Raw genomic sequence first — 24721 nt, 5'->3', positions numbered from 1 at the left:
CTGGGGGCCTTCTATGCCTTCTGGCACCCCGGGCACCAGAAGAGATTGCGGGCGGCGAGATCGGCGGTGCGGATCTCGCCGCCGCAGATGTGGCAGGACTGGCGGGCCCGGCGGTAGACGTACACCTCGCCGCCGTGGTCGTCGACGCGTGGCGGGCGCCCCATCGCCTCCGGCATGTGCTCGGGACGGACCGTGTCGATCCGGTTGTTCCGCACGCCCTCGCGCATCAGCGCCACCAGGTCCGCCCAGATCGCGTCCCACTCCGCGCGCGTGAGGTCCCTGCCGAGGCGGTACGGGTCGATCCCGTGCCGGAACAGCACCTCCGCGCGGTAGACGTTGCCGACCCCCGCGATGACCTTCTGGTCCATCAGCAGGGCCGCGACGGTGATCCGGCTGCGGGAGATCCGCAGCCAGGCCCGCTCGCCGTCCTCGTCGGTGCGCAGCGGGTCGGGCCCGAGGCGGTCGTGTATCGCGCGCTTCTCCGGGTCGGTGATCAGCGCGCAGGTCGTCGGGCCGCGCAGATCCGCGTGGTGCTCGTCGTTCAGCAGCCGCAGCCGGACCGTGTCGGTGGGCGGCGGGGCCGGGACCGTACCGAATCCGAGCTTGCCGAACAGGCCCAGGTGGATGTGGACCCAGCCGGTGCCTTCGAAGCCGAGAAAGAGGTGCTTGCCGTGGGCGTCCACGTCGGTGAGGGGCCGGCCGTCGAGCAGCGCGGCGCCGGCCGAGAACTTGCCCTGCGGGCTGCTCACCCGCACCGGACCCCCGGCGAACCTGTCCCGGTGGTCCGCGGCCAGGCGGTGGATCGTGTGTCCCTCGGGCACGGTGGCGGCTCTCCTCGGCGAGACTCGGTGGGATACGGGGGCGGACATGGCTGTGCCGCCGGGCGCACCGGCGGCACGGGGGTGGAGGCCGGTCAGCCCTGCTGCGGGTGGTGGGCCGGGATCGGGGGGAGCTCGCCGGTCGTCTCGTACGCCGTCAGCATCTCGATGCGGCGGGTGTGACGCTCCTCGTTGGAGTACGGGGTGGCGAGGAAGATCTCGACGAACTTGGTGGACTCCTCCACCGAGTGCATCCGGCCGCCGATGGCGATCACGTTGGCGTTGTTGTGCTCGCGGCCCAGGGCGGCGGTCTGCTCGCTCCAGGCCAGTGCGGCGCGGACGCCCTTGACCTTGTTGGCGGCGATCTGCTCGCCGTTGCCGGAGCCGCCGATCACGATGCCGAGGCTGTCCGGGTCCGCGGCCGTCCGCTCGGCGGCACGCAGGCAGAACGGCGGGTAGTCGTCCTGGGCGTCGTAGATGTGGGGGCCGCAGTCGACGGCCTCGTGGCCCTGGGACGTGAGCCACTCGACGAGGTGGTTCTTGAGTTCATAGCCGGCATGGTCCGAGCCGAGGTACACGCGCATGTTCCGAGTGTGGCACGTACGAAGCGGGGCAGCCGCCATCGGGGTCGGAACGCTCCGGCCGTCACGCCAGGGGACCTGCGACGCACACCGCGTGACCATGATGCGCAAATCGCGTGTGAGATGGGCCACTCGGGCAACAATCGGGCAAACGATCCGGAAGAAGGGGTTCCGCTTTTGCGGTTCTCTGGGCTTCAATGCATCACTCGCTGTCGCACCCCACTGCGGCGGCCGGGCACGCATCGCGTGATCCGAGAACGTAAGGATTCGACTCCATGACGTCGCAGACCACCACGGCCGGGCCGGCCGAACGGCCCGGCGAGCCGGACTCCCCCCACAGCCCCTCCGCCTCCCCCTCCCCGGACGGTCTCCAGCCGGGGCTCAAGAACCGCCATCTCTCGATGATCGCCATCGGGGGCGTGATCGGCGCGGGCCTCTTCGTGGGCTCCGGTGCCGGTATAGCCGCCGCCGGACCCGCCATCCTGCTGTCGTACGCCCTGGTCGGCCTGATGGTCGTCTTCGTGATGCGGATGCTCGGCGAGATGGCCGCGGCCCGCCCCAGCTCGGGCTCCTTCTCCGCCTACGCCGACCAGGCGCTGGGCCGCTGGGCCGGTTTCTCGATCGGCTGGCTGTACTGGTTCTTCTGGGTCGTGGTGCTCGCCGTCGAGGCCACGGCGGGTGCCAAGATCCTGGAGGGCTGGGTGCCGGGCGTCCCGCAGTGGGCGTGGGCGCTGATCGTGATGGTGGTGCTGACCGCGACCAACCTGGTCTCGGTCGGGTCGTACGGCGAGTTCGAGTTCTGGTTCGCCGGGATCAAGGTCGTGGCGATCGGCGCGTTCGTGGTCGTCGGACTGCTCGCCGTCTTCGGACTGCTGCCCGGTTCGGACAACCCCGGCGCGGGGCTGGCTCACCTCACCGACACCGGCGGGTTCTTCCCCGAGGGGCCGGGCGCCATCCTCACCGGTGTGCTGATGGTCGTCTTCTCCTTCATGGGCAGCGAGATCGTCACCCTGGCCGCCGGTGAGTCGGAGAACCCGCAGCGCGCCGTCCAGAAGGCCACCAACAGCGTGATCTGGCGGATCGCCGTCTTCTACCTGGGCTCGATCTTCGTCGTGCTCACCCTGCTGCCGTGGAACGACCCGTCGATCGTGAAGGACGGCAGCTATGTCGCCGCCCTCAACTCGATCGGCATCCCGCACGCCGGAGAGGTCATGAACGTCATCGTCCTCACCGCCGTGCTGTCGTGCCTGAACTCCGGCCTCTACACCGCCTCGCGGATGGCCTTCTCGCTCGGTGGCCGCGGGGACGCGCCGAAGGCGTTCGCCCGGACGAACAAGCGGGGCGTGCCGCAGGCCGCGATCCTGTCCTCGGTGGTCTTCGGTTTCGTCGCGGTGTTCTTCAACTACAAGTGGCCCGACACCGTCTTCCAGTTCCTGCTGAACTCCTCCGGTGCGGTCGCCCTGTTCGTCTGGCTGGTCATCTGCTTCACCCAGCTGCGGATGCGCGGCATGATCCTGCGCGAGTCGCCGGAGAAGCTGGTCGTACGGATGTGGCTCTTCCCGTACCTGACCTGGGCGACCATCGCGATGATCTCGTTCGTGCTGGTCTACATGCTGACCGACGACAGCGGACGTGAGCAGGTGCTGCTCTCGCTGCTCGTCGCGGCGCTGGTGGTGGCGATCTCGCTGGTCCGTGAGGCCAGGAACCGCCGGAACGGCACGGCCGGGAAGACGCCCGCCAATACCTGACGGCCGCTGTCAGGTTTACCGGAAAGGCTCTCCCTCTCGGGCGACACCGCGCGAGCGATCGGAGAGCCTTTCCATGACCACCACCGCCCCGACCGGTTTCCAGACCGGTTTCGCGATCCGCCCCGACCTCGTCGTCGAGGCCGCCCACGCCGAGGACGTACGCGCCGCCGTGGCCGACGCCGCCGCGCGCGGCCTGCCGGTCCGCGTCCACGCCACCGGCCACGGGCTGCCCGGCGCCATCGAGGGCGGGGTCCTGATCAGCACACGCCGGATGGACTCCGTGGAGATCGACCCGGTCCGCCGCACCGCCCGGATCGGCGCGGGCGTCACCTGGGGGCAGGTGACCGAGGCCGCCGCTCCGCACGGCCTCGCCGCGCTGAACGGATCGTCCCCGTCGGTCGGCGCGGTCTCCTACACCCTCGGCGGCGGGCTCTCCGTCCTGGCCAGGCAGTTCGGATACGCCGCCGACCATGTGCGCTCCCTCGACGTGGTGACGGCCGACGGGGCGCTGCGCCATGTCTCCCCGGACAGCGAGCCCGACCTCTTCTGGGCGCTGCGCGGCGGCGGCCACCGGCTCGGCGTGGTGACCGCCATGGAGATCGGCCTGGTCGGGGCCGAGCGGCTGTACGGCGGCTCGATCGCCTTCTGCGGGGACGGGGCGGGCGTCGCGGCGGAAGAGGTGGTCGGCGGCTATCTGGAGTGGACCCGGACCGTGCCCGACGCCCTGACGTCCTCGCTGGCGGCGATCCGGTACCCCGACTCCCCGCAGCTGCCGGAGCCGCTGCGCGGGCGGTACGTGCTCTCGGTACGGGTCGCGTACACCGGCAGCGCGGCAGAGGGCGAGCGGCTGGTCGCGCCACTGCGGGCGATCGGGCCCGCGGCGGCGGATTCGCTGCGGGAGATGCCGTACGCCGACAGCCACACCATTCACAGCGACCCGCCGTTCCCGCACGCGTACTACGGCGACAGCGTGGTGCTCGACGGGCTTGACGCCGACCGTGCCGGACGCGTGCTGGAACTGACCGGGCCGAAGGCTCCGATGATGACCGTGGTCCAGCTCAACCACCTGGGCGGCGCGCTCGCCGCCCGGCCCGCCGTCGACAACGCGGTGCCGTACCGCGAGGCCGGGTTCCTGCTGCGGCTGCTCTCACCGCTCGACGGCACGGACGTGGCCTCGGTACGGGCCCTGTACGCGGAGGTGGCCGAGCTGCTCGCCCCTGACGCCCTGGGCCGCTCGCTCGGCTTCTCCTTCGGCGGCGGGGACCGGACCGAGGGCTTCCACGACGCCCGGACACAGCGGAGGCTCGCCGGTCTGGTGTCGCACCACGACCCGGCGAGCCTCTTCGGGGGAAGCTACGGAATCAGCCCCGGCGGCCGATGAGCTTCCAGGCCGCGGGCAGCGCGCCCATGGCCAGCGCGGCCTTCACCGCGTCACCGATCAGGAACGGCACCAGGCCGGCCGCGATCGCGGCGCTCGCCGACATGCCGGTGGCCAGCGCCAGGTACGGGACGCCGACCGCGTAGATGATCGCGGAGCCCAGCACCATCGTGCCCGCGGTACGCAGCACGGAGCGGTCGCCGCCACGGCGGGCGAGGCCGCCGACCACGGCGGCGGCGAGCAGCATGCCGAGGACGTAGCCGAACGAGGGGAAGCCCATTCCGGAGTTGCCCTCGGAGAACCACGGCATGCCCGCCATGCCCACCAGCGCGTACACCGCGAGGGAGAGGAAGCCGCGGCGGGCGCCGAGCGCGGTGCCGACGAGGAGCGCGGCGAAGGTCTGGCCGGTGACCGGTACCGGGGAGCCGGGGACCGGTACGGCGATCTGGGCGGCGATGCCGGTGAGCGCGGCGCCACCGAGGACCAGGGCCGTGTCGACGGCGTAACGATGCCTGGCGGCGGGCAGCAGGTCGGCGAGGACCGCTCCGGTGCGGGCAGGGGCGGCGGCAGCAGTGCTCATCGGGACTCCGCGGGGGTGAGGGCAGGTGGGGACAGACTGAGCCCGACGTTAGCCCACGGGTTAACGCTCGATCACCATCAGTGGCCCACAAAGCGTCGACCGGGGCGTTGGTGGGGTTCGCACAATGGGCGGTAAGCAATCGCACGACGGCGTGATGCTCGTCACTGAGGTGGGGGCGGAGCGCCTCCGATCCGGTCGGGCGGGGTCGCCGGGAGGGACTGTAGGTTCCCGCCAATTCCATCCGGTTCCACCGGGGGTGGACCGGCGGCTTCCGTCCGGGATGGAGCGCCGGCTTCGACCCGGGGCCGACCGGTGGCCGAGCGGGCGCCGACCCGGCCGCGACCCGGCCGAACTCCGCCCGTGTCCGGGTGTGCACCTTGTGTGAGCATCGTGCCCGTATAGCGGACAGTGGTTCCCCGTGGGCGGGGTGCGTGCTCAGACTGTGCGCGCACGCCCCCCACATACCGCCCGGACCCCCTCGCCCCACCTATCTCGTCTCACCTATCGAACAGAGCTTGTCCATGTCTCGGAATTCCGTGTCTCCCCCCACCGATTCCCCGGCCGCCGTCTCCGACGCCGGGGCCGATTCGGCCCTCACCCACGGGCTCAAGCAGCGCCACCTGTCGATGATCGCCCTCGGCGGGGTCATCGGCGCCGGACTCTTCGTCGGCTCGGGCGCGGGCATCGCCGCCGCGGGACCGTCGATCATCGTCGCTTACGCCGTCTCCGGGCTGCTGGTCATGCTCGTGATGCGCATGCTCGGCGAGATGTCGGCCGCGAACCCGGCCTCCGGTTCCTTCTCCGTCCACGCGGAGCGGGCGATCGGGCCGTGGGCGGGGTTCACCGCCGGCTGGGCGTTCTGGGTACTGCTCTGTGTGGCCGTCGGCCTGGAGGGCATCGGCGCGGCGAAGATCGTCACCGGCTGGCTGCCCGGCACGCCGGAGTGGGCCTGGGTCGCGCTGTTCATGGTGGTCTTCCTGGGCGCCAATCTGGCCTCGGTGACGAAGTTCGGCGAGTTCGAGTTCTGGTTCGCCGCCCTCAAGGTCGTCGCGATCTCGCTCTTCCTGGTCCTCGGCGTGCTGGCGATCCTGGGCGTGCTGCCCGGTACGGACGCCCCCGGCACCGCCAACCTCAGCGGTGAGGGCGGCTTCATGCCGAACGGCACCGAGGGCCTGGTGATCGGGCTGCTCGCCTCCGTCTTCGCGTACGGCGGTCTGGAGACCGTCACCATCGCCGCGGCCGAGTCCGAGAACCCGGTGCAGGGTGTCGCCAAGGCCGTGCGGACGGCGATGTGGCGGATCGCGCTCTTCTACGTCGGCTCGATGGCGGTCGTCGTGACGCTGGTCCCGTGGGACGACCCGAAGGTCGCGACGGTCGGCCCGTTCTACGCGGCCCTGGACCACCTCGGCATCAGCGGCGCGGCCGAGATCATGAACGTGGTCATCCTGATCGCCCTGCTCTCCGCGATGAACGCCAACATCTACGGCGCCTCGCGCATGGCCTGCTCGCTGGTCGCCCGCGGCCAGGGCCCGAAGCGGCTCGGCAAGATCTCCTCGGGGGTCCCGCGCGCCGCGGTCCTGGTCTCGTCCGTCTTCGGTTTCCTGTGCGTGCTGCTCAGCTACTGGCGTCCCGACGACGTCTTCCCGTGGCTGCTCAACATGATCGGCGCGGTGATCCTGGTCGTCTGGATCTTCATCGGCGTCTCCCAGCTGATCCTGCGCGTCCGGCTGGAGCGCACCGCCCCGGAGCTGCTCGTCGTACGGATGTGGTTCTTCCCCGTCCTGCCGTTGCTGGCGCTCCTGGCGATGGGCGGCATCTTCCTCCTGATGCTGCGCCAGCCGGACACCCGTGACCAGCTGCTGGCGACCGGCGTCCTGACCGCGGTGCTCATCGCCATCGGTCTCGTACGGCAGCGGCGGGCGGCGGCAGCGGCCGTCAAGGGCTGACCTCCGGTGCACAGGGCACGTTGAGGGAGAGCAGCGCACCGCCGGCCTCCCCGATCCGTACCTCGCTCACCGCCGCGTTCCGCAGCTGCGGGAAGACCCGGCGGTAGGAGCCCAGCGGAATCGACAGAAGTTCGCACAGCACCAGCCGCAGCAGGGTGTTGTGCGCGACGACGAGCACCCGCTGCCCCGGGTGCGCGTCCGCGATCCGGCGCAGCGCCGAGGACCCCCGGGCCGCCGCGGCCCGGGGGTCCTCGGCCCCCGGAAAGGGGTGGGCCACCGGGTCGGCGCGGTACTCCCGGGCCCGCTGCGGGTGCTCGGCCGCGAATTCCGCCAGGGTCCGCCCCTCCACCTCACCGAAGTCGCATTCGCGCAGCTCGTGTTCGCGCCGGGGCGTGATGCCGAGCGCCTCGCACGCGGGGCGCGCGGTCTCGATCGCACGGCCGACCGTGGACGTCCAGACCGCGTCGACCTCGCTCCGGGCCGCCCACTCGGCCAGCCGCCGGGCCTGGCGACGGCCCTCGTCGGTGAGGGCGATGTCGCTGACCCCGGCGTAGCGGTTCTCCGCGTGCCAGACGGTCTGGCCGTGGCGGGCGAGCAGCAGGGTGGCCGGGCTCCCGGTCATGACATCTCCGTTCTCATGGCTTCTCCGTTCGGGTGCGGGTGGTCGTGGACGGTCACGACTGCTCCGTCCGGGTGCGGGCGTGGGCGGCGACCGGGCCGGGGAGCCAGCCGCGTCGCTCCAGTTCGTCCACCAGCGTGAGGTACGGCTCGGTGTACCACGCCGTACGCGCCGGGTCCGGGCGCAGTACGTGCCGCAGCCGCACCATCGCACCCGCTGTCCCGATCAGGCTGGTCCCGTCCCCCGCCCCGTACGCGGCGAGGACCGCCATGCCGAGGGCGGGTTCGCTGTACTGCGGGATGTACACGGGCCGGCCCAGGATGTCGGCGCGCAGCCGGCTCCAGTAACCGCTGCGGGCCGCGCCCCCGGTGAAGGTGAGCCGGCCGTACACCTGGGCGCCGAGCAGGTCGAGGTAGTCGAAGCAGAGCCGTTCGACCAGGCCCACGCCGGTGAGCAGGGCCAGCCAGTGCTCGGCGTCGGAGGCGGGCTCGCCGAGCAGGAAGCCGGTGGCCTCCGGCGCGACGAAGGGGAACCGCTCCCCCGTCGCCACCAGCGGATACGCCACCACCCGCGCCGGTTCGTGGTCGCGGGCCAGCGCGTCCAGCCGGGCCGGGTCCGCGTCGCGGAACGCGGCGGTCAGCGCCCCGCCGCCGACGCCCGAGGCCCCGCCGGGCAGCCAGCTCCCGTCCGGCGCGCGGTGGTTGTAGACCACCCCGGCCCGGTCCTGCACCGGCGACGAGGTGACCCCCTTCAGCACCAGCGTGGTGCCCAGCACCGAATTCCAGGAGCCGACGGTGAGCGAACCGGAGGCAATCTGCGCCGCGCACCCGTCCGTCATCCCGGCCACGATGGCGGTGCCCGCCGGAATCCCGGTCTCCTCGGCCGCCGCCCGCCCCACCTCGCCGATGCGCGTCCCCGGCCGCACCACGTCCGGGAACAGACCGTCGGGCAGGCCCAGCTTCCCGAACCGCCGCCGCGGCCACTCGTCCCGCTCCAGGTCGTAGCCGGTCTTCAGGGCGTGGCTGGAATCGGTGGGCAGCGGCGTCCCGGCGAGCCGCGCCAGCACCAGATCGGCCTGGTGCATCACCCGTACGGCGCCGTCCGCCCCTGCCCCGTACTCCCCCAGCAGCCACATCGCCTTGGGCAGGGCCCAGCTCGGCGCGGTCCCCGCCCTGGCCGCCTCCGCCACGGCCCGCCCGTCGTCGTACATCACCCCCGGCGTCAGCGGCCGGCCCTCCCGGTCGCCGAGCAGCACGGTGCCGGAGGTGGCGCAGACGGCCAGCGCGCGGGGGGCGGGGCAGTCGCGCAGCGCCTGACGGCTGGCCGCGCACAGGGCGGTCCACCAGTCGAGGGGCCGCTGCTCATGCCGTACGCCGTCGCGTCTGCCCGTGAGCGGGGCCGAGCCGCTGCCGAGGATCTCGCCGCTGTCTCCTGCCACCACCGCCCGGACGCTCTGCGTGCCGAGATCGATGCCCATCCACATATCGGTCCCCTCTGTGAAGTTCTCACTCTGCACCGAGAATTTCCGTTGCGCGAGGGATTGACGGCCAACTTGCGTTGTTCCAAGCTCTGTTAACCAGTCGATTCAACGTGTGAACGGGCCCCCCACCCATCTCCGGCCGGACCGTGGAGGTCACGGATGGACATGCACGCCCACGACCGGCGACGGTTCCTCGCCCTCGGCGCAGCCGCGGCCGCCACCCCGCTGCTGACCGCCTGCGGCGCGGGCTTCGGCGGCGACAAGGCCACGGGCGACGGCTCCGCGGCCGACGACGTCACCGGCCCCTTCGACTGGAAGCGGGCCGAGGGAAAGACGGTCAAGGCGCTGCTCAACAAGCACCCCTACACCGACGCGCTGATCGCCGATCTGAAGGCGTTCACCGAGAAGACCGGGATCAAGGTCGAGTACGACGTCTTCCCGGAGGACAACTACTTCGACAAGCTCACCGTCGACCTGTCCAGCGGACGCGCCTCCTATGACGTGTTCATGCTCGGCGCGTACATGGTGTGGCAGTACGGGCCGCCGGGCTGGCTGGAGGACCTCGGCCCCTGGATGCGCAATTCCTCGGCCACCGGGGCCGAGTGGGACCAGGAGGACTTCTTCCCCAACCTCCTCGCGGCCGACCAGTGGTCGCTGAAAGCGGGCGCGCCGCTCGGGCAGGGCGGGCAGTACGCGCTGCCGTGGGGCTGGGAGACCAACGTCGTCGCGTACAACACCGAGGTGTTCAAGAAGCTCGGCCTGAAGCCCGCCGAGACCTTCGACGAGCTGCGCGAGGTCGCCGGGGCCATCACCCGCCGGGCGCCCGGGGCGGGCTTCGACGGGATGTACGGGGTCGCGGTGCGCGGCTCGCGCAGCTGGGCGACGATCCACCCCGGTTTCATGACGATGTACGCCCGCAACGGCCTGAAGGACTTCACCGTCGACGGCGGGAAGGTGAAGCCCGCGATGAACTCCCCGGAGGCGATCGCGTTCACCCGGGACTGGGCGGAGATGGTCAAGAAGGGCGGGCCGCCGTCCTGGACCTCGTACACCTGGTACCAGTGCTCCAGCGACCTCGGGGCGAAGAAGGCGGGGATGCTCTTCGACGCGGACACCGCCGCCTACTTCCAGGCGGTGAAGGGGGCCTCGCCCGCCTCCGGGAAGATCGCCTTCCACCCCGGCCCGAAGGGCCCCGGCGGCTCGCTCGCCACCAACATGTGGATCTGGTCGCTCGGCATGAACGCCCGCAGCCGCAACAAGTCCGCCGCCTGGCTGTTCCTCCAGTGGGCGACCGGCAAGGAGCATCTGCGCAAGGGCGCGATCGAGCACAACCACATCGACCCGGTGCGGAAGTCGGTCGGCCAGGACGCCGCGTACAAGGACAAGATGCGGGCCGTCCCGGGGTTCATCGAGACCTTCGAGACGGTCGTCGACGAGACGAGGATCCAGTTCACCCCGCAGGAGCAGTTCTTCGACGCGACGACCAGCTGGGCCGCCGCGCTCCAGGAGATCTACGGCGGGAAGAACGCCTCGTCGGTGCTGAACGGCCTGGCCGGCGATCTGGCGTCGAAGGTCGGCTGACCGGTGCCGGGACGCACGGCCACCGCGCCGGAGGCCGGCCACGGGGCGGCCGCGGGCCCGGAGGGTGGCGGGAAGCCGGCGGTGCGGGCGATGCCGGCGTGGCGCCGCTCGCTGCGGCCGTATCTGCTGATCGTGCCCGCGCTGCTGCTGACCGGCGGCATCCTCTACCCGTTCGGACTCGGCCTCTACTACACGGTGTTCGACTTCGCGGCGAGCAAGCCGCAGCCCGACCTGGTGGGGATCGGGAACTACCGGCGGATCCTCACCCAGCCCGCGTTCTGGGACTCGGCACGGGTGACGGTGGCGTACGCGGTCGGCGCGGCGGCCGTCGAGACGGTGCTCGGTGTGGCCGTGGCGCTGCTGCTGCACCGGTCGAGCCTCGTCGGGCGGGTGCTGGAGAAGATCCTGATCCTGCCGTTGATGATCGCTCCGGTGATCGCCGCAATCATGTGGAAGCTGATGCTCCAGCCCTCGGTCGGTGTCATCAACCACCTGCTGGAGCCGTTCGGGCTCGGCGGTGTGCAGTGGACGGACACCCCGACGGGCGCGCTGCTCTCGTCGATCGCGGTGGACGTCTGGGTCTACACCCCGTTCGTCGCGATCCTCGCGCTGGCCGGGCTGCGCTCGCTGCCCGCCTCCCCGTTCGAGGCGGCGGCGGTCGACGGGGCGGGCTGGTGGTTCACCTTCCGGCGCCTGACCCTGCCGATGCTCTGGCCGTACGTACTGGTCGCCGTGATCTTCCGGTTCATGGACTCGCTGAAGGTCTTCGACATCATCTACGCGCTGACCGAGGGCGGTCCCGGGGACTCGACGATGGTGCTCCAGATCCGGGCCTATCTGGAGGCGATCCGCTTCCAGCGCTACTCGTTCGGGATCAGCTACATGATCGTGCTGTGGGCCGTGGTCTACCTGGTCACGATGGTGCTGGTGCGCTATCTGGGCCGGATCCAGAACCGGGCCGCGGAGGTGGAGCGGTGAGGCGCAGACTGCTCGGCCGTGTTCCGGCCGTCGGCGCGGAGGTGGACCGATGAGGCGCAGACTGCTCTCCGCCGCCGCCGACCTGGCGCTGATCGCCTACTTCGTCTTCGCGCTGTTCCCCGTCGCCTGGATGGTGGTCCTGTCGCTGAAGCCGACGAACGAGCTGTTCAGCACGTACTTCTCGTTCACCCCGACCCTCGACTCGTACCGCACGGTGCTGGGCGCCGGGGACGACCAGGGGGTGCCGTTCCTCCGGTTCTTCGTGAACAGCCTCGTCGTGTCGCTGGGCGCGGTCGCGCTGTCACTGGTGATCGGGCTGCCCGCCGCGTACGCCGCGGCACGGTGGCGGTTCCGCGGCTCGGAGAACCTGATGTTCACCCTACTCTCGTTCCGCTTCGCACCCGAACTCACCGTGATCATCCCGCTGTTCGTGCTCTACCAGCAGCTCGGGCTCTTCGACACCTACGTCGGCATGGTGTGGGTGCTGCAACTGGTGACGCTCCCGCTGATCGTCTGGATCATGCGGTCGTACTTCTCCGATCTCTCACCCGAGCTGGAGCAGGCGGCGCTGCTGGACGGCTACACCCGCAAGCAGGCGTTCTTCAAGGTGGCGCTGCCGCTGGTGAAGCCGGGGATCGCGGCCGTCTCGCTGCTGGCGTTCATCTTCGCGTGGAACAACTTCGTCTTCCCGCTGATCCTGACCTCGTCGAACGCGCAGACGGTGACGGTCGGCGCGCTGTCCTTCCTCGGCGGCGACCGGCCCAAGTACAACCTGACCGCCGCGGCGGCCCTGGTCTCGGTCGTCCCGCCGCTGCTGCTGGCGCTCACCATCCAGCGGTATCTGGTGCGCGGGCTGTCGTTCGGGGCGGTGAAGTCATGACCGGCCCGGCGGCCATCGCGCTGCGCGGGGTCAGCAAGCGCTACGGAAAGCACACCGCACTCGACGGCCTGGACCTGGAGGTGGCCGAGGGCGAGTTCTTCTGTCTGCTCGGCCCGTCCGGCGCCGGGAAGACGACCACGCTCAAGACGATCGCGGGCCTGGAGCAGCCGCAGGCCGGGACGGTCGAGCTGGACGGGGCGGACATGGCGGGCGTGGAGCCCTACGACCGGGGTGTGGCCATGTGTTTCGAGTCGTACGCGCTCTACCCGCACCGCACCGCGTACGACAACCTCGCCTCCCCGCTCCGCTCGCCGCGCCACCGCCTCCCCGCGCACGAGGCGCGCGAGCGGATCGGGGAGATCGCCGAACTCCTGGGCATCGGCGCCCTGCTGGACCGTCAGGTGGGCCGGCTCTCCAACGGCCAGCGGCAGCGGGTGGCGCTCGGCCGGGTGCTGGTGCGGCCGGCCAGGGCGTTCCTGCTGGACGAGCCGCTGTCGCACCTGGACGCGAAGCTGCGGCAGGCGATGCGCGCGGAGCTGCGGGCGATCGGTGCGGTGCGGCGCACCACCACGCTGTACGTCACCCACGACTCGGTGGAGGCGCTAGCGCTCGGCGACCGGATCGGGGTGATCAGGGACGGCCGGATGGTGCAGACCGGCACCCGCGAGGAGCTGTGGCACCGCCCGTACGACACCTTCGTCGCCCGGTCCTTCGGCCGGCCGCGGATCAATCTGCTGCCCGGGACAGTGACGTCCGAAGGGCACTTCCGGTCGCCGGACGGGGCGTACGAGCTGCCGCTGGCGGTGCCCGCGCCGCCCGGGACCGCCGCCCAACTGGGCGTAAGGCCACGGGACATCGGCCTGGCGGGTCCGTCGGGTCCGGCCGAGAGCGGCGGCGGGCCCCCGGTCCTGGAGCTGACCGGCGCCGTCCACGTCACCGAGCTGCTGGGCCGGGCCACCGAGGTCACCGTACGGATCGGCGGGCAGCGGCTGTCCCTCGTCGTCCCGCGCGCCGAGGCGGCCGGCCTGAGCCCCGACCAGCCGGTCCGGCTCTCCGTACCGCCTGAGAGTCTGCTGCTGTTCGAGGCCGACCGGCCGGCACGTCCAGGACGAAGGATCAGCACGTGAGCAACGTTCCGCAGCGGGGTCCCGCCCCGCGTCAGGCATCCATAGCCGAGTACGTCCTCGCGCAGGGCGAAGTGAGCGCCGCCGAACTGGCGGAGCGTTTCGACGTCAGCCTGATGACCATCCACCGCGATCTGGACGAGCTGGAACGGCAGGGCATCGTCCGCAAGTTCCGCGGCGGCGTCACCGCCCAGCCGTCCGGTGTCTTCGAGTCGAACGTCTCCTACCGGCTGAAGACGATGCGGGCCGAGAAGGCCGCCGTCGCCGAACAGGCCCTGAAGCTCATAGAGCCGGGCATGGCGGTGATGCTCGACGACTCGACGTCCACGCTGGAGATAGCGCGCCGGCTGCGCTCGATCACCCCGCTGACCGTCGTCACCAACTTCCTGGAGGCGATCAATCTGCTGTCGCAGGAGCGCGGCATCCATCTGATGGGCCTGGGCGGGGACTTCGACCCGCTGCACTCCTCGTTCCTCGGTGTCTCCTGCGTGGAGGCGGTGCAGTCGCTCCAGGTCGACATCTGCTTCACCTCCACCTCCGCCGTGTCCGGCGGCTTCGCCTACCACCAGGAGCAGCACATCATCTCCGTGAAGCGGGCGATGCTCGACTCGGCGAGCCGCAACGTGCTGCTGCTCGACCACTCGAAGCTGGGCCGGGTCGCCCTGCACCGGCTCGCCCCGCTCTCCCGTTTCGATCTGCTGCTGGTCGACGACGGGGCGTCCCCGCAGGCGCTGCGGGAGCTCGACGAGCACAAGGTGCCCTACGAGGTCTGCTCCACCGGCCGGGACTCCGGGGCGGGGGACGGCGATGACGGATGAGGGCGAGGCGGCGGTGACGGATGACTGAACTGGCCCTGCGCGCACTGCGCAAGACCTACACCGGGCGGGGCCGGGTGGCCGTCGAGGCCGTCCGGTCCATCGACGTCGAGCTGCGCTCCGGCGAGCTGCTGGGGCTGCTCGGCCCGTCCGGCTGCGGCAAGTCCACGACCCTGCGGATGATCGCCGGCCTGGAGACGGTCACCGGCGGCGACATCCTGATCGGCGGCTCGTCGGTGGTCGCGCTCCCCGCCCGGCAGCGCAACATCGGGGTGGCGTTCGAGAACTACGCGCTCTACCCGCCGCTGACGGTCGCGGAGAACCTCGGTTTCGGGCTGGCCGCCCGGGGCGGGTGCGGGCGGGCCGAGATCCGCCGCCGGGTCGCCGAAATGGCCGAACGCATCGGGATCACCGAGCTCCTGGACGCCCGTCCGGCCGGGCTCTCCAGCGGCCAGAAGCAGCGGGTCGCGCTGGCCCGCGCGCTGATCCGGGTCCCCGACGTCCTCCTCCTGGACGAGCCGCTCTCCCATCTCGACGCCGCCCAACGCGACACCACCCGGCGGGAGTTGAAGCGCATCCAGCGCGACAGCGGCCACACCGCGATCCTGGTCACGCACGACCAGGAGGAGGCGCTGTCGCTCGCCGACCGGATCGCGGTGATGCGGGACGGCGAGATCCAGCAGCTCGGCACCCCCGAGGAGATCTACGACGCCCCGGCGAACGTGTTCGTCGCCGACTTCGTCGGGGAACCGGCCGTCAATCTGCTGCCGGGCACGGCCGACGGATCGGGCGGGGTGCGCCTCTCGGACTCCGTGCGCGTCCCCGTACCGCACCGGATCGCGGCGGGACGCGCGGTGGTGCTCGGCATCCGCCCGGAGGATGTGCGCCTGGACGACACTGGTGCACGGGCCCGGGTCGCCGCCCATGAGCCCCTGCTGGAATCCGGCATCGCCACGCTCTCGCTCGACGGCGTGGCGGAGCCACTGGTCGTCGTGACCGGTCCGGAGGTACGGCTCGACCGGGACGACACCGTACGCATCACCGCCGATCCCCGGCACGTCCATGTCTTCGACGCCCAGACAGGAGACGCTCTGCGATGACCCTCCCCGAGACAGACCGCCTGGAGACAGACCGTCCGGAGACAGCGTCCCCGGAGGCAGTGCCCCCCGAGGCGGTCCGCCCCGCCACGAGGATTCTGCTCGCCGGTGACCACTTCGTCCGCAACTCGCTGCTCGCCGAGGCCCTGAACCACGCGCTCGGGGCGCCCGGCACGGAGCCGCAGCTCGTCGAGCTCACCCTGCCCTGGCCGCTGGAACCCTTCGGCAAGGTCGCCGAGGTCGACGAGGCGAGCGACGCCGAGGACGCGCTGATCGCCGCCCTGGACGGGGTGGAGGTGTGCGTCACCCAGATGGGCCCGTTCACCGAGCGGGTGCTGGCCGCCGCCCCCGATCTCCGGCTGATCGTGGTCTGCCGGGGCGGCCCGGTAAATGTGAACGCGGCCGCGGCGCGCGCCCGGGGCGTGCGGGTGTGCTTCGCGCCGGGGCGCAACGCGGCGGCGACCGCCGAGTTCACCGTCGGGCTGATCCTCTCCGCCCTGCGCCGTATCCCCGAGGCGCACCGCTCCCTCGCCGCCGACGGCCGCTGGGACGCCTCCCACTACACGTACGAGAACTGCGGCCTGGAGCTGGAGGACACCCCGGTCGGCCTGATCGGTTACGGCGCGGTGGGCAGCCGGGTGGCTCGGGTGCTCTCCGCGTTCGGCGCCGAGGTCGAGGTGTACGACCCGTATGTGCGCGGCGACGTCCACGGCATGCGGGCCGGCTCGCTGGAGGCGCTGCTCGCCCGCTCGCGCGTGCTGACCCTGCACGCCCGGCTCACCCCGGAGTCCCGCCATCTCATCGGCGCCCGCGAGCTGGCGCTGCTGCCGCGCGGCGCAGTGCTGGTGAACGCGGCCCGGGGCGGGCTGCTGGACACGGACGCGCTGTGCGACGCCCTGGACTCCGGGCAGTTGCGGGCGGCGGCGCTCGACACGTACGAGCAGGAGCCGCCCCCGCCCGGCTCCCGGCTCTTCCGTACCCCGCACCTTCTGATGACCCCGCATGTGGCGGGTGCCAGCCGGGCCGTCGCGCAGAAGGCGGCCCGGATCGCGGCGGCCGAGGTGGCGCGCTACGTACGGGGCGAACAGCTCGCCCACGCGCTGTGAGGGGAACCGTGACGATGACCGGCACGACGAGATACATCGGCATCGACGTCGGCACGTCCGTGGTGAAGGCCGCCGCCTTCGACCCGGGCGGCCGCACGCTGGCCGTCGAGTCCCGCCCGGTGGGGCTCGCGATCCACGACGGGTCCGTGGAACAGGACATGGACGAGGTGTACGGCGCGGTCCGCGAGGTGCTGGCCGCGCTGGGCTCCGACGGGGTGGCGTTCGCCGGCCTCACCGGCCAGGGCGACGGTGTCTGGCTGGTCGACGCGGCGGGCCGGCCGGTCCGCAAGGCGATCTCCTGGATGGACGGCCGGGCCCATGAACTGGTCGACTCCTGGCTGGCGTCCGACGTCTTCGAGACGGTCTACCGGCGCACCGGCAGCGCGATGTTCCCGGGCTGTCCGGGCCCGGTCCTGGCCTGGCTCGACCGGCACGAGCCGGCCGCGCTCGACGCCGCGACGACCGCCCTGTACTGCAAGGACATGGTGTTCCAGCGGCTGACGGGGGTCCGGGCCACGGACGTCTCCGACGCGTCGATGCCCTTCCTGGACCCGGTGACCCGTGCGTACGCCCCGGATGTCGTGGCCGCCCTCGGCCTCACCCACCGGGCCCCGCTCCTCGCCCCGGTCAGCGACCCGATGGCCACCGCCGAACTCCCCTCCGGGTTACGCATCTCCAACGGCCCGTACGACCTGCCGGCCAGCGCCCTCGGCGCGGGCGTCACCCGTCCCGGCGACGGGCTGCTGATCGTCGGCACCTGTCTGGCCGCGCTGGTGGCCACGGAGCGGCTCGACCTGGACGGCGAACCGGCCGGGCTGCACATCTCCACCGACCGTCCGGGCCACTGGCTGCGCGCCATGCCCGCGATGGTCGGCACGGCGGCCCTGGACTGGGTCCTGACCACCACCGGCGTACGCCACACGGAGGTCGACGCGCTGCTCGCCGCCACCCCGCCCGGCGCGAACGGGGTCCGGGTCCTGCCCTACTTCGCCCCGTCCGGCGAACGCGCCCCGTTCGTCGAGCCCCGGCTGCGCGCCGAGTTCACCGGCGTTTCCCTGGAGACGACCCCCGCCGATCTGATCCGCGCCGTCTGCGAGGGCATCGGCTTCGCCGCCCGGCACTGTCTGGAGGCCGCGGGGCTCACCGGCACCCTCGCCCTGTGCGGCGGCGGCACCCGCTCCCCCGCGTGGATGCGGCTGTTCGCCGAGGTGCTGGGCCGGCCGGTCCGGATCGTGGAGGGCGAGGTCGGTGCGCGCGGTGCGGTGCTCGCGGCGGCGCGGCGGTTCGGCGCGGAGCTGGACACGGCCGCGTGGACGGCCCCGACGGCGGTCGTCGAGCCGGACCCGGCGCACGCGGCGTACTACGCGAAGGAGTACGAGGACCACCTGAACCGGCTCGCGGAGGCCCGTACGCGCGCCCGTGCCTGAGCGACGTCACCGTGCCCGCGCCCGACCGGCGTCAGCGTGCCCGCGCCTGATCGGGGACGCGCCCGTACTGCTCCTGGACGAGCCGAACACCGGGCTGGACGCCGGGTCTGGCCGCCGGATCACGGAACCGCTGCGCCGGCTGATGGCCGGGCGCACCACCGTCGTCATCTCGCACAATCCGCTGACCGTCCGCGACGCCACGTCCAGGGTCCCCGAACTCGCCGAGACCCTGGGCGGGGGTTCTGCCCCGGCAGGCACGCCACCGCCCGGAAGACACGTCCTAGGTCAAAGGGCTGATCACCTGCCCCCCTTCCTGCTGTTAGCCTGCTCTTGCATATAGCTTGCAATAACAACAGGACAGCAGCTGGAGGGTTCGACCACATGGCCACGTACACGCTCCCGGAACTCCCGTACGACTACGCGGCGCTCGAACCGGTCATCAATCCGCAGATCATCGAGCTCCACCACGACAAGCACCACGCCGCCTACGTGAAGGGCGCGAACGACACCCTGGAGCAGCTGGCGGAGGCGCGCGACAAGGAGGCCTGGGGCGCGATCAACGGGCTCCAGAAGAACCTCGCGTTCCACCTCTCCGGCCACATCCTGCACTCGATCTACTGGCACAACATGACCGGCGACGGCGGCGGCGAGCCGCTCGCGGCGGACGGTGTCGGCGACCTGGCGGACGCGATCACCGAGTCGTTCGGCTCGTTCGCCGGTTTCAAGGCCCAGCTGACGAAGGCCGCGGCCACCACGCAGGGCTCCGGCTGGGGCGTCCTGGCGTACGAGCCGGTCAGCGACAAGCTGATCGTCGAGCAGGTCTACGACCACCAGGGCAATGTCGGCCAGGGCTCCGTCCCGGTCCTGGTCTTCGACGCCTGGGAGCACGCCTTCTACCTCCAGTACAAGAACCAGAAGGTCGACTTCATCGAGGCGATGTGGGCCGTCGTCAACTGGCAGGACGTGGCGAAGCGTTACGCGGCCGCCAAGGAGCGCGCCGACGTACTGCTGCTCGCCCCCTGACCGGGAGGCACAAGTACGTCCTGCCTCGTGATCGTCTTCTCAACCTTCACCGGGCAGGCGGATGAAGGGAGGGCCCTCGCCTGGACGTGACAGGCGAGGGCCCTTCTGTCGTGCCCGAGGTCTCGGGGGCACAGGGGGTCTTGTCCCAACGTGACAGGTGAGGGCCCTTTCGTCACGTTCGAGGACTCAGGGGGTCGCACCGCGCCCCAGCAGCGTGCTCAGCACCTGCCCGGCATGGGTCCAGAGCACCGCACCGCCGGCCTCCGGGACCAGGTGCCGGACCGCGCCCGGGATGCGCGAGGCCAGCCGGACCCCCTGGTCCGGTGAGTGACCGGTGTCCTTCTCCCCGTACCAGAGGTCGACGGGTACGGAGATGTCCGACAGCCCGATCCCCCAGCACCCCATGGCGAGGACGGTGTCCCGGGCGTACCCGGCCGCCCCCTGCGCGAAGGCTTCGTCGAGTGCACGCCGGTATGCCGCGGCGAACGCGGGCTGCCGGTACACATCGAGGTCGCACTCCGGGCTGCCGGACATGACCATGTCCCACATCCCCTGCGGGGTGAACCCGGCGAAGACCTGCTCGGCGGCGGCCGGATCGGACACGGCCAGGCCGACGAGCCCCCGCAACTCCTCCGGAAGCGCGTCGGCGAAGCCCGGCTCCGCGACCTCGTCCGCACCGGAGACCACCGCGAGCGCCCGGACCGCCCCGGCGGCGGCGCACGCCAGCGCGAAAGGCGCCCCCTGCGAATTGCCGACCATCAGGGGCCGCCCCAGGCCGCGCAGACCGGCGAACGCCCGGATGTCGTCGACGAAGTCACCGAACGTACGCCCCGGCGCGGGCGAGGAGACTCCCAGACCGGGGCGGTCGACGGAGATCAGCCGTACCCCGAGCCCGTCCAGCACATCGGCACCGAAGCCGAGATGCCTGCTGGTGGCCGCCCCGGGCGAGAACAGCACCGGCACCCCGTCCCCCGGCCCCCACTCGGCCCAGCCCAGCAGCCGCCCTCCCGGAAGCCGTTCGGTACCAATACGAACCGGGTCACTCACACGCAAACTCATACATCCGATCATGACCGGACCCGCTGCCCGTGTCGAAGAGGTTTCCCGCCGGCAGCCGGACTCCGTCCAGGCCGGGCAGGCAGTCCGGAGCGCCGTGACCGGCCGCAAGCATGCCAAAGAGGCTCAGCCGGCGATCGGCGCCGTCATCAGCAGGGCAGAGCCCCCGCTCGAACGTGACAGATGGGGGCCGTTCCGTCATGTTGCGCGGCAGGGGGCAGGTCAGCCGGGCAGCGGGCCGCCGAGGTCCGGCATGGGGACGACCTTGCCGGGGTCCGGAGCCTTAGCCCGCACCGGCTTCCCGTGGTCCGACAGGTTCATCGTCGCCTTGACGCCCGCCTCCCCCATGGGCCAGTCGAGCCGGGTACGCACGAGCCGCCCCTTCCGGTCGATCCAGGCATCCGCGTACACGGTGATTCCACCGACCTGCTCCCGAACGGAGTCGATCTTGGCCCGCATGTCCTTCGCCATCCGCAGCGTGACCGTCTCGTCAGGGAGCACACCCCGGTAGTGGACCGTGGGCGTGCCGTTCACCGTCTCCTCACCGACCCGCGAGATCCGGCGCATCTGCGCCACCTGGCGCAAGACGTGCTCGGGGTCGTTCATCGGCGCCCGCAGCGCATAGTGAGCCTCGGTCTTGTCCCGGCGAATCGATCCCCAGGAGCCTGCCATCTCGGCGAATCCGCCCACGTAGACGGTGCCGTCGGCAAAGATCTCGTCCATGCGGGGCGACGTCTTCCCAGGGACCGCCGGATTGTGGAGGGAGACCGCGAGGCGCCCTCCGGCACCCGCCCAGTCGAAGTCGCCCTTGATCGAGACGACGTATTCGGTGGTGCCGTCCCCTATCTCGATCCGCTCGTCGATCCGGGCGCTGCTCTTCTTCGTCCCGGCCACCGCGGACCGTACCGCTGCCCCGTGGTCCGCCGCCGAGCGGGACGGTGAGTCCTTCGCGGCCCTGCCCGCCTCTTGCGCCGGCCCCGATCCCGAACCCGACCCTGATCCCCCGGAACATCCAGCACACAGCAGCGCCGCAGCGACAGCGAGCGGGACGAGGGGGACGAGGGGGCGCTGCATGGTCTCTCCACAGGGTGATAGCCGGGTGCACAGGCATCACCGACGCGTCGAACGCGTGATCGTATCAACGCGGTTGCGGAACCTACCCGGTGACCAGCGCCATCATCAGCCCGTCGTACCCCTTGCTCCCGACGGTCTGCAGCGCGGTCGCGGTCAACGTCGGCTCGGCCGCCACGAGTTCGGTGAACCGGCGCACGCCCTGCACCTTCGGGTCTTCGCTCTCGCCGTCGACCACCTCTCCGTCGCGTACGACGTTGTCGGCGACGATCAGGCTGCCGGGCCGGGTCAGCTTCAGGGACCAGGCCAGGTAGTCGGGGTTGCTCGGCTTGTCGGCGTCGATGAACACGACGTCGAACGGCCCGTACCCCTGCGCCGCGAGCTCCGGCAGCGTGTCGAGGGCGCGGCCGACCCGGATCTCGACGACGTCCGCGAGCCCGGCCCGCTCGATGTTGGCCCGCGCGACCTCCGCGTACGCCGGATCGGCCTCCAGCGTCACGACCTTGCCGCCCTCCGGCAGCGCGCGGGCCAGCCAGATGGTGCTGTAGCCGCCCAGGGTGCCGATCTCCAGCACGGTGCGCGCCCCCTGGAGCCTGGCCAGCAGGTTCAGCAGCTTGCCCTGGTTGGCGGCGACCTGGATCGCCGGGAGCCCGGCCTCGTCACTGGCCTCCACGGCCGCGTCCAGGGCTTCGTCCGGGCCCACCAGCAGACCGTTGAAGTAGTCGTCGACCTCGGTCCATTGCGCCAGCGTCACGGCACACCCCTCTCCCGATTCGGTTAGTTCCTAAAAGGAACTTACATCATGGGAGGTGGATGCGATGATGGGCGCCATGAACCCAGTCCCCGCCGACCCCACCGTCCTGCACCCGATGCCCGGCCAGCCCCGCGTCGTACTGCTGAAGCCCCTGGTGAAGTCCGAGCTGATCGAGGTCGGGGACTTCTCGTACTACGACGACCCGGACGACGCGACCGGGTTCGAGACCCGCAACGTGCTGTACCACTACGGCCCGGAGAAGCTCGTCATCGGCAAGTTCTGCGCGCTCGGGACCGGTACGCGGTTCATCATGAACGGCGCCAACCACCGGATGGACGGCCCGTCCACCTTCCCGTTCCCCTCCATGGGCGGTTCCTGGACCGAACACTTCGATCTGCTGACCGGACTGCCGGGCCGGGGCGACACGGTCGTCGGCAACGACGTCTGGTTCGGCTACGACTCCATGGTGATGCCGGGCGTACGGATCGGGCACGGCGCGATCATCGGCGCCGGCTCCGTCGTGACCTCCGACGTACCCGACTACGGCATCGTCGGCGGCAACCCGGCCCGTCTCATCCGCACCCGCTACGACGAGGAGACCGTCGCCCGGCTCCTCGCCGTCGCCTGGTGGGACTGGCCCACCGACCACCTCACCCGACACATCCGCACCATCATGTCCGGCAGCGTCGACGACCTCGAAGCGGCCGCCCAGGAGGGGACACCATGACGATCACCGTCCACGAGCTGGCGTACTACCCCGTCAAGGGCTGCGCCGGGACCACGGTCGACTCCGCGCAGGTCTTCGGCACCGGCCTCGAACACGACCGCACGTTCATGGTGGTGGACGCCGCCGACGGCGCCTTCCGCAGCCAGCGCACGCATCCCGCGATGGCCGCGATCAGGGTGGAAGTCCTGGACGGCGGAGCGGCGTTGGACCTGGCCGCCGAGGGCGTCGAGCCATTGCGCCTGGACATCGACAGGGACGGTGCACGCCGTGACGTCAGCATGTTCGACCGGCCGCTCGGCGTGGCCGCCGACCAGGGCGACGAGGTCGCGGAGTGGTTCTCCGACGCGCTCGGCGCGAAGTCCCGCCTGGTACGCGTGGTTCCCGGCTTCGACCGGGACGGCTGGGGCGACACCCCCGGCAAGGTCAACTTCGCGGACGCGCACGCGGTGCTGGTCGCCTCGACGGCCTCCCTGGACGACCTCAACGCCCGCATCACCGCCCGTGGCGACGCGATGCCCGTCCCCATGAACCGTTTCCGCCCCAACATCGTCCTGACCGGCGACGACGAACCCCACTTCGAGGACCGGGTCCGCCGGATGACCATCGGCTCCGTCGAACTCGCCCACTCGGTACGGGCGACACGGTGCGCCGTCCCGATGGTCGACCAGGCCACCGGACACCGCGCGGGCCCGGAGCCGATCCGGACCCTGTCGACGTACCGGCGCGAACCGGAGTACGGCAACAGGGTCAGCTTCGGCGCGAAGAACGCGGTGGTGTGCGAGGGCGTGCTGACCGTCGGGGACGTGGTCGAGGTCGTGGAGTGGCTCAACGCGTAGAGACGATGGCTAGGGCTGTCCCGCCCTTAGGCTGCGGAGCATGGACATCGTGATTCCGCTCTTCGACCGCTTCGAACCGCTCGACGCGATCGGTCCGTACGAGATCCTCGCGCACGTGCCCGGCGCCACCGTCCGCTTCGTGACCGCCGAACCCGGCCTGGTCCAGGACGTGTTGGGCTCCATGCCGGTGCACGTCCCGACGAGATACTCCGAGGTGGAGAGCTGCGACGTCCTGCTGGTCCCGGGCGGGGGCAGCTTCCGGACCATGGTGGGCGACCCGGCCTTCCTCGACTGGGTGCGCCGGATCCACACCGGCACCCGCTTCACCACCTCGGTCTGCACCGGTTCCCTGGTGCTCGGCGCGGCCGGCCTGCTGAACGGTCTGACCGCCACCACCCACTGGGACGCGGCCGCCGACCTGGAGTCGTACGGCGCCGCCTACACCCCCGAGCGGGTGGTCCGGCACGACCGGGTGATCACCTCGGCCGGGGTCTCCTCCGGCATCGACATGGCCGTCCGGCTGGCCGCCCTGCTCACCGACGACGTGACCGCCCAGGCGATCCAGCTCTACACCGAGTACGACCCGCAGCCCCCCTTCGACACCGGCTCGGTGGCCAAGGCCCCTGCCGAAGTCCTCGAACGGGCCCGCACCCTGGGCTGAAGCAGCGCTCTTGTTCCCTTGTGGGTTACAGCGGATTCGGCCTCCTCGTGGTGAGGCGGGCGGGCCACGCGCCCCGGCGGGCCGAGGGACGAAGAAGCCAAACGGCGATTTCTGGTTTGTTTCTGTGGTCAATCCAGATATCAGGCCGTTTGGGTGACCTCTTCGAGCAGCAAGCTTCCCTCGCAAGGTTCGAGGTAAGGGGACAGGAAAATGGCTGACTGGAAGAACGTCTCCGGTGGTCTCACTTCGATCTCGGTCGGGTCCAGGACTCATGTCTGGGGCGTGAACTCCCTGGGCCAGATGTACCGCTACACGGGCCACGACTCCAACCCGTGGGTGGGCATCCCCGGCAAGGCCGTCGACATCGGCGTCGCAGCCGACGGCACCGTATGGCACGTCAACTCAGCAGGCGGCATCTACCGCTACACCGGAGAC

24 protein-coding genes are annotated in these 24721 nt (G+C 71.2%); 16 read left to right on the top strand and 8 right to left on the bottom strand.

From position 1 onward, the window contains the following. Positions 1 to 11: 11 nt before the first annotated feature. Positions 12 to 821 (bottom strand): Fpg/Nei family DNA glycosylase, encoded by an 810-nt coding sequence (locus ACFYY7_RS01130; RefSeq protein WP_388655577.1) that lies wholly within the window; start codon positions 819 to 821, stop codon positions 12 to 14. 92 nt (positions 822 to 913) lie between these two features. After that, a complete protein-coding gene (locus tag ACFYY7_RS01125) occupies positions 914 to 1402 on the bottom strand; it encodes a ribose-5-phosphate isomerase (protein ID WP_376631343.1) in 489 nt (162 codons plus the stop codon). Between the two features lie 272 nt (positions 1403 to 1674). Here ACFYY7_RS01125 and ACFYY7_RS01120 point away from each other — a divergent pair, with 272 nt between their 5' ends. Next, complete coding sequence (locus tag ACFYY7_RS01120) at positions 1675 to 3147, top strand: amino acid permease (RefSeq protein WP_388655575.1); 1473 nt, start codon at positions 1675 to 1677, stop codon at positions 3145 to 3147. Between the two features lie 73 nt (positions 3148 to 3220). After that, the gene (locus tag ACFYY7_RS01115; RefSeq protein ID WP_388655573.1) at positions 3221 to 4528 is read left to right on the top strand and encodes an FAD-binding oxidoreductase; all 1308 of its coding nucleotides are present in this window, start codon (positions 3221 to 3223) and stop codon (positions 4526 to 4528) included. Here ACFYY7_RS01115 and ACFYY7_RS01110 read toward each other — a convergent pair. Continuing rightward, a complete protein-coding gene (locus ACFYY7_RS01110) occupies positions 4509 to 5105 on the bottom strand; it encodes a biotin transporter BioY (RefSeq protein ID WP_388655571.1) in 597 nt (198 codons plus the stop codon). The two genes, ACFYY7_RS01115 and ACFYY7_RS01110, sit on opposite strands and share 20 nt — an antisense overlap. A 521-nt stretch (positions 5106 to 5626) precedes the next feature. On the opposite strand from ACFYY7_RS01110, the gene ACFYY7_RS01105 reads away from it, so the two are divergent. Beyond that, positions 5627 to 7051, top strand: coding sequence for an amino acid permease (locus ACFYY7_RS01105; RefSeq protein WP_388655569.1), 1425 nt, complete (start codon positions 5627 to 5629; stop codon positions 7049 to 7051). Here ACFYY7_RS01105 and ACFYY7_RS01100 read toward each other — a convergent pair. Next, the gene (locus tag ACFYY7_RS01100; protein WP_388655567.1) at positions 7041 to 7673 is read right to left on the bottom strand and encodes a histidine phosphatase family protein; all 633 of its coding nucleotides are present in this window, start codon (positions 7671 to 7673) and stop codon (positions 7041 to 7043) included. The two genes, ACFYY7_RS01105 and ACFYY7_RS01100, sit on opposite strands and share 11 nt — an antisense overlap. 52 nt (positions 7674 to 7725) lie before the next feature. Continuing rightward, complete coding sequence (locus ACFYY7_RS01095; RefSeq protein ID WP_388657062.1) at positions 7726 to 9153, bottom strand: FGGY-family carbohydrate kinase; 1428 nt, start codon at positions 9151 to 9153, stop codon at positions 7726 to 7728. A 156-nt stretch (positions 9154 to 9309) separates the two neighbouring features. Between ACFYY7_RS01095 and ACFYY7_RS01090 the strand changes: the two genes are divergently transcribed. The 9 genes from ACFYY7_RS01090 (at position 9310) to ACFYY7_RS01050 (ending at position 19181) form a co-directional block, all read left to right on the top strand. Beyond that, positions 9310 to 10731, top strand: a complete 1422-nt coding sequence (locus ACFYY7_RS01090) for an ABC transporter substrate-binding protein (RefSeq protein ID WP_388655565.1) — start codon at positions 9310 to 9312, stop codon at positions 10729 to 10731. Positions 10732 to 10734: 3 nt separating this feature from the next. Further along, positions 10735 to 11709, top strand: coding sequence for a carbohydrate ABC transporter permease (locus tag ACFYY7_RS01085; RefSeq protein ID WP_388655563.1), 975 nt, complete (start codon positions 10735 to 10737; stop codon positions 11707 to 11709). A gap of 49 nt (positions 11710 to 11758) precedes the next feature. Further along, positions 11759 to 12589 carry a carbohydrate ABC transporter permease gene (locus ACFYY7_RS01080; protein WP_388655561.1) on the top strand — a complete coding sequence of 277 codons (831 nt, stop codon included), beginning with the start codon at positions 11759 to 11761 and terminating at the stop codon, positions 12587 to 12589. Continuing rightward, complete coding sequence (locus ACFYY7_RS01075; RefSeq protein WP_388655559.1) at positions 12586 to 13716, top strand: ABC transporter ATP-binding protein; 1131 nt, start codon at positions 12586 to 12588, stop codon at positions 13714 to 13716. Before ACFYY7_RS01080 ends, ACFYY7_RS01075 begins: the two co-directional genes overlap by 4 nt. Further along, positions 13713 to 14531: a DeoR/GlpR family DNA-binding transcription regulator gene (locus ACFYY7_RS01070; protein ID WP_388655557.1), complete on the top strand. Its 819-nt coding sequence runs from the start codon at positions 13713 to 13715 to the stop codon at positions 14529 to 14531. The genes ACFYY7_RS01075 and ACFYY7_RS01070 overlap by 4 nt, the downstream gene beginning before the upstream one ends. 20 nt (positions 14532 to 14551) lie before the next feature. Continuing rightward, positions 14552 to 15628, top strand: coding sequence for an ABC transporter ATP-binding protein (locus ACFYY7_RS01065; RefSeq protein ID WP_376310784.1), 1077 nt, complete (start codon positions 14552 to 14554; stop codon positions 15626 to 15628). Continuing rightward, the gene (locus tag ACFYY7_RS01060; protein ID WP_388655554.1) at positions 15625 to 16731 is read left to right on the top strand and encodes an NAD(P)-dependent oxidoreductase; all 1107 of its coding nucleotides are present in this window, start codon (positions 15625 to 15627) and stop codon (positions 16729 to 16731) included. The genes ACFYY7_RS01065 and ACFYY7_RS01060 overlap by 4 nt, the downstream gene beginning before the upstream one ends. 14 nt (positions 16732 to 16745) lie before the next feature. Continuing rightward, positions 16746 to 18158 carry an FGGY family carbohydrate kinase gene (locus tag ACFYY7_RS01055; protein WP_388655552.1) on the top strand — a complete coding sequence of 471 codons (1413 nt, stop codon included), beginning with the start codon at positions 16746 to 16748 and terminating at the stop codon, positions 18156 to 18158. Positions 18159 to 18539: 381 nt separating this feature from the next. After that, the gene (locus ACFYY7_RS01050) at positions 18540 to 19181 is read left to right on the top strand and encodes a superoxide dismutase (protein ID WP_266733010.1); all 642 of its coding nucleotides are present in this window, start codon (positions 18540 to 18542) and stop codon (positions 19179 to 19181) included. Between the two features lie 186 nt (positions 19182 to 19367). Here the strand turns inward: ACFYY7_RS01050 and ACFYY7_RS01045 are convergent, their stop codons facing one another. The 3 genes from ACFYY7_RS01045 to ACFYY7_RS01035 form a co-directional block, all read right to left on the bottom strand. Further along, the gene (locus ACFYY7_RS01045; protein ID WP_388655550.1) at positions 19368 to 20240 is read right to left on the bottom strand and encodes an alpha/beta fold hydrolase; all 873 of its coding nucleotides are present in this window, start codon (positions 20238 to 20240) and stop codon (positions 19368 to 19370) included. A 219-nt stretch (positions 20241 to 20459) separates the two neighbouring features. Then, positions 20460 to 21131, bottom strand: a complete 672-nt coding sequence (locus ACFYY7_RS01040; protein WP_388655548.1) for a hypothetical protein — start codon at positions 21129 to 21131, stop codon at positions 20460 to 20462. A gap of 262 nt (positions 21132 to 21393) precedes the next feature. Further along, positions 21394 to 22062: an O-methyltransferase gene (locus tag ACFYY7_RS01035; protein WP_388655546.1), complete on the bottom strand. Its 669-nt coding sequence runs from the start codon at positions 22060 to 22062 to the stop codon at positions 21394 to 21396. A gap of 67 nt (positions 22063 to 22129) precedes the next feature. Between ACFYY7_RS01035 and ACFYY7_RS01030 the strand changes: the two genes are divergently transcribed. The 4 genes from ACFYY7_RS01030 to ACFYY7_RS01015 all read left to right on the top strand — a co-directional run. Next, positions 22130 to 22789 carry a CatB-related O-acetyltransferase gene (locus tag ACFYY7_RS01030; RefSeq protein WP_388657059.1) on the top strand — a complete coding sequence of 220 codons (660 nt, stop codon included), beginning with the start codon at positions 22130 to 22132 and terminating at the stop codon, positions 22787 to 22789. Then, complete coding sequence (locus tag ACFYY7_RS01025; protein ID WP_388655544.1) at positions 22786 to 23625, top strand: MOSC domain-containing protein; 840 nt, start codon at positions 22786 to 22788, stop codon at positions 23623 to 23625. Before ACFYY7_RS01030 ends, ACFYY7_RS01025 begins: the two co-directional genes overlap by 4 nt. A 40-nt stretch (positions 23626 to 23665) precedes the next feature. Further along, positions 23666 to 24286, top strand: a complete 621-nt coding sequence (locus tag ACFYY7_RS01020; protein ID WP_388655542.1) for a DJ-1/PfpI family protein — start codon at positions 23666 to 23668, stop codon at positions 24284 to 24286. Positions 24287 to 24496: 210 nt separating this feature from the next. Next, a partial coding sequence (locus tag ACFYY7_RS01015; protein ID WP_388655540.1) for a tectonin domain-containing protein occupies positions 24497 to 24721 on the top strand: 225 nt, incomplete at its 3' end.

This window comes from Streptomyces sp. NPDC001933 (genome assembly GCF_042890955.1).
Classification (GTDB): domain Bacteria; phylum Actinomycetota; class Actinomycetes; order Streptomycetales; family Streptomycetaceae; genus Streptomyces.
This window is presented reverse-complemented; position numbering and strand designations above follow the sequence as displayed.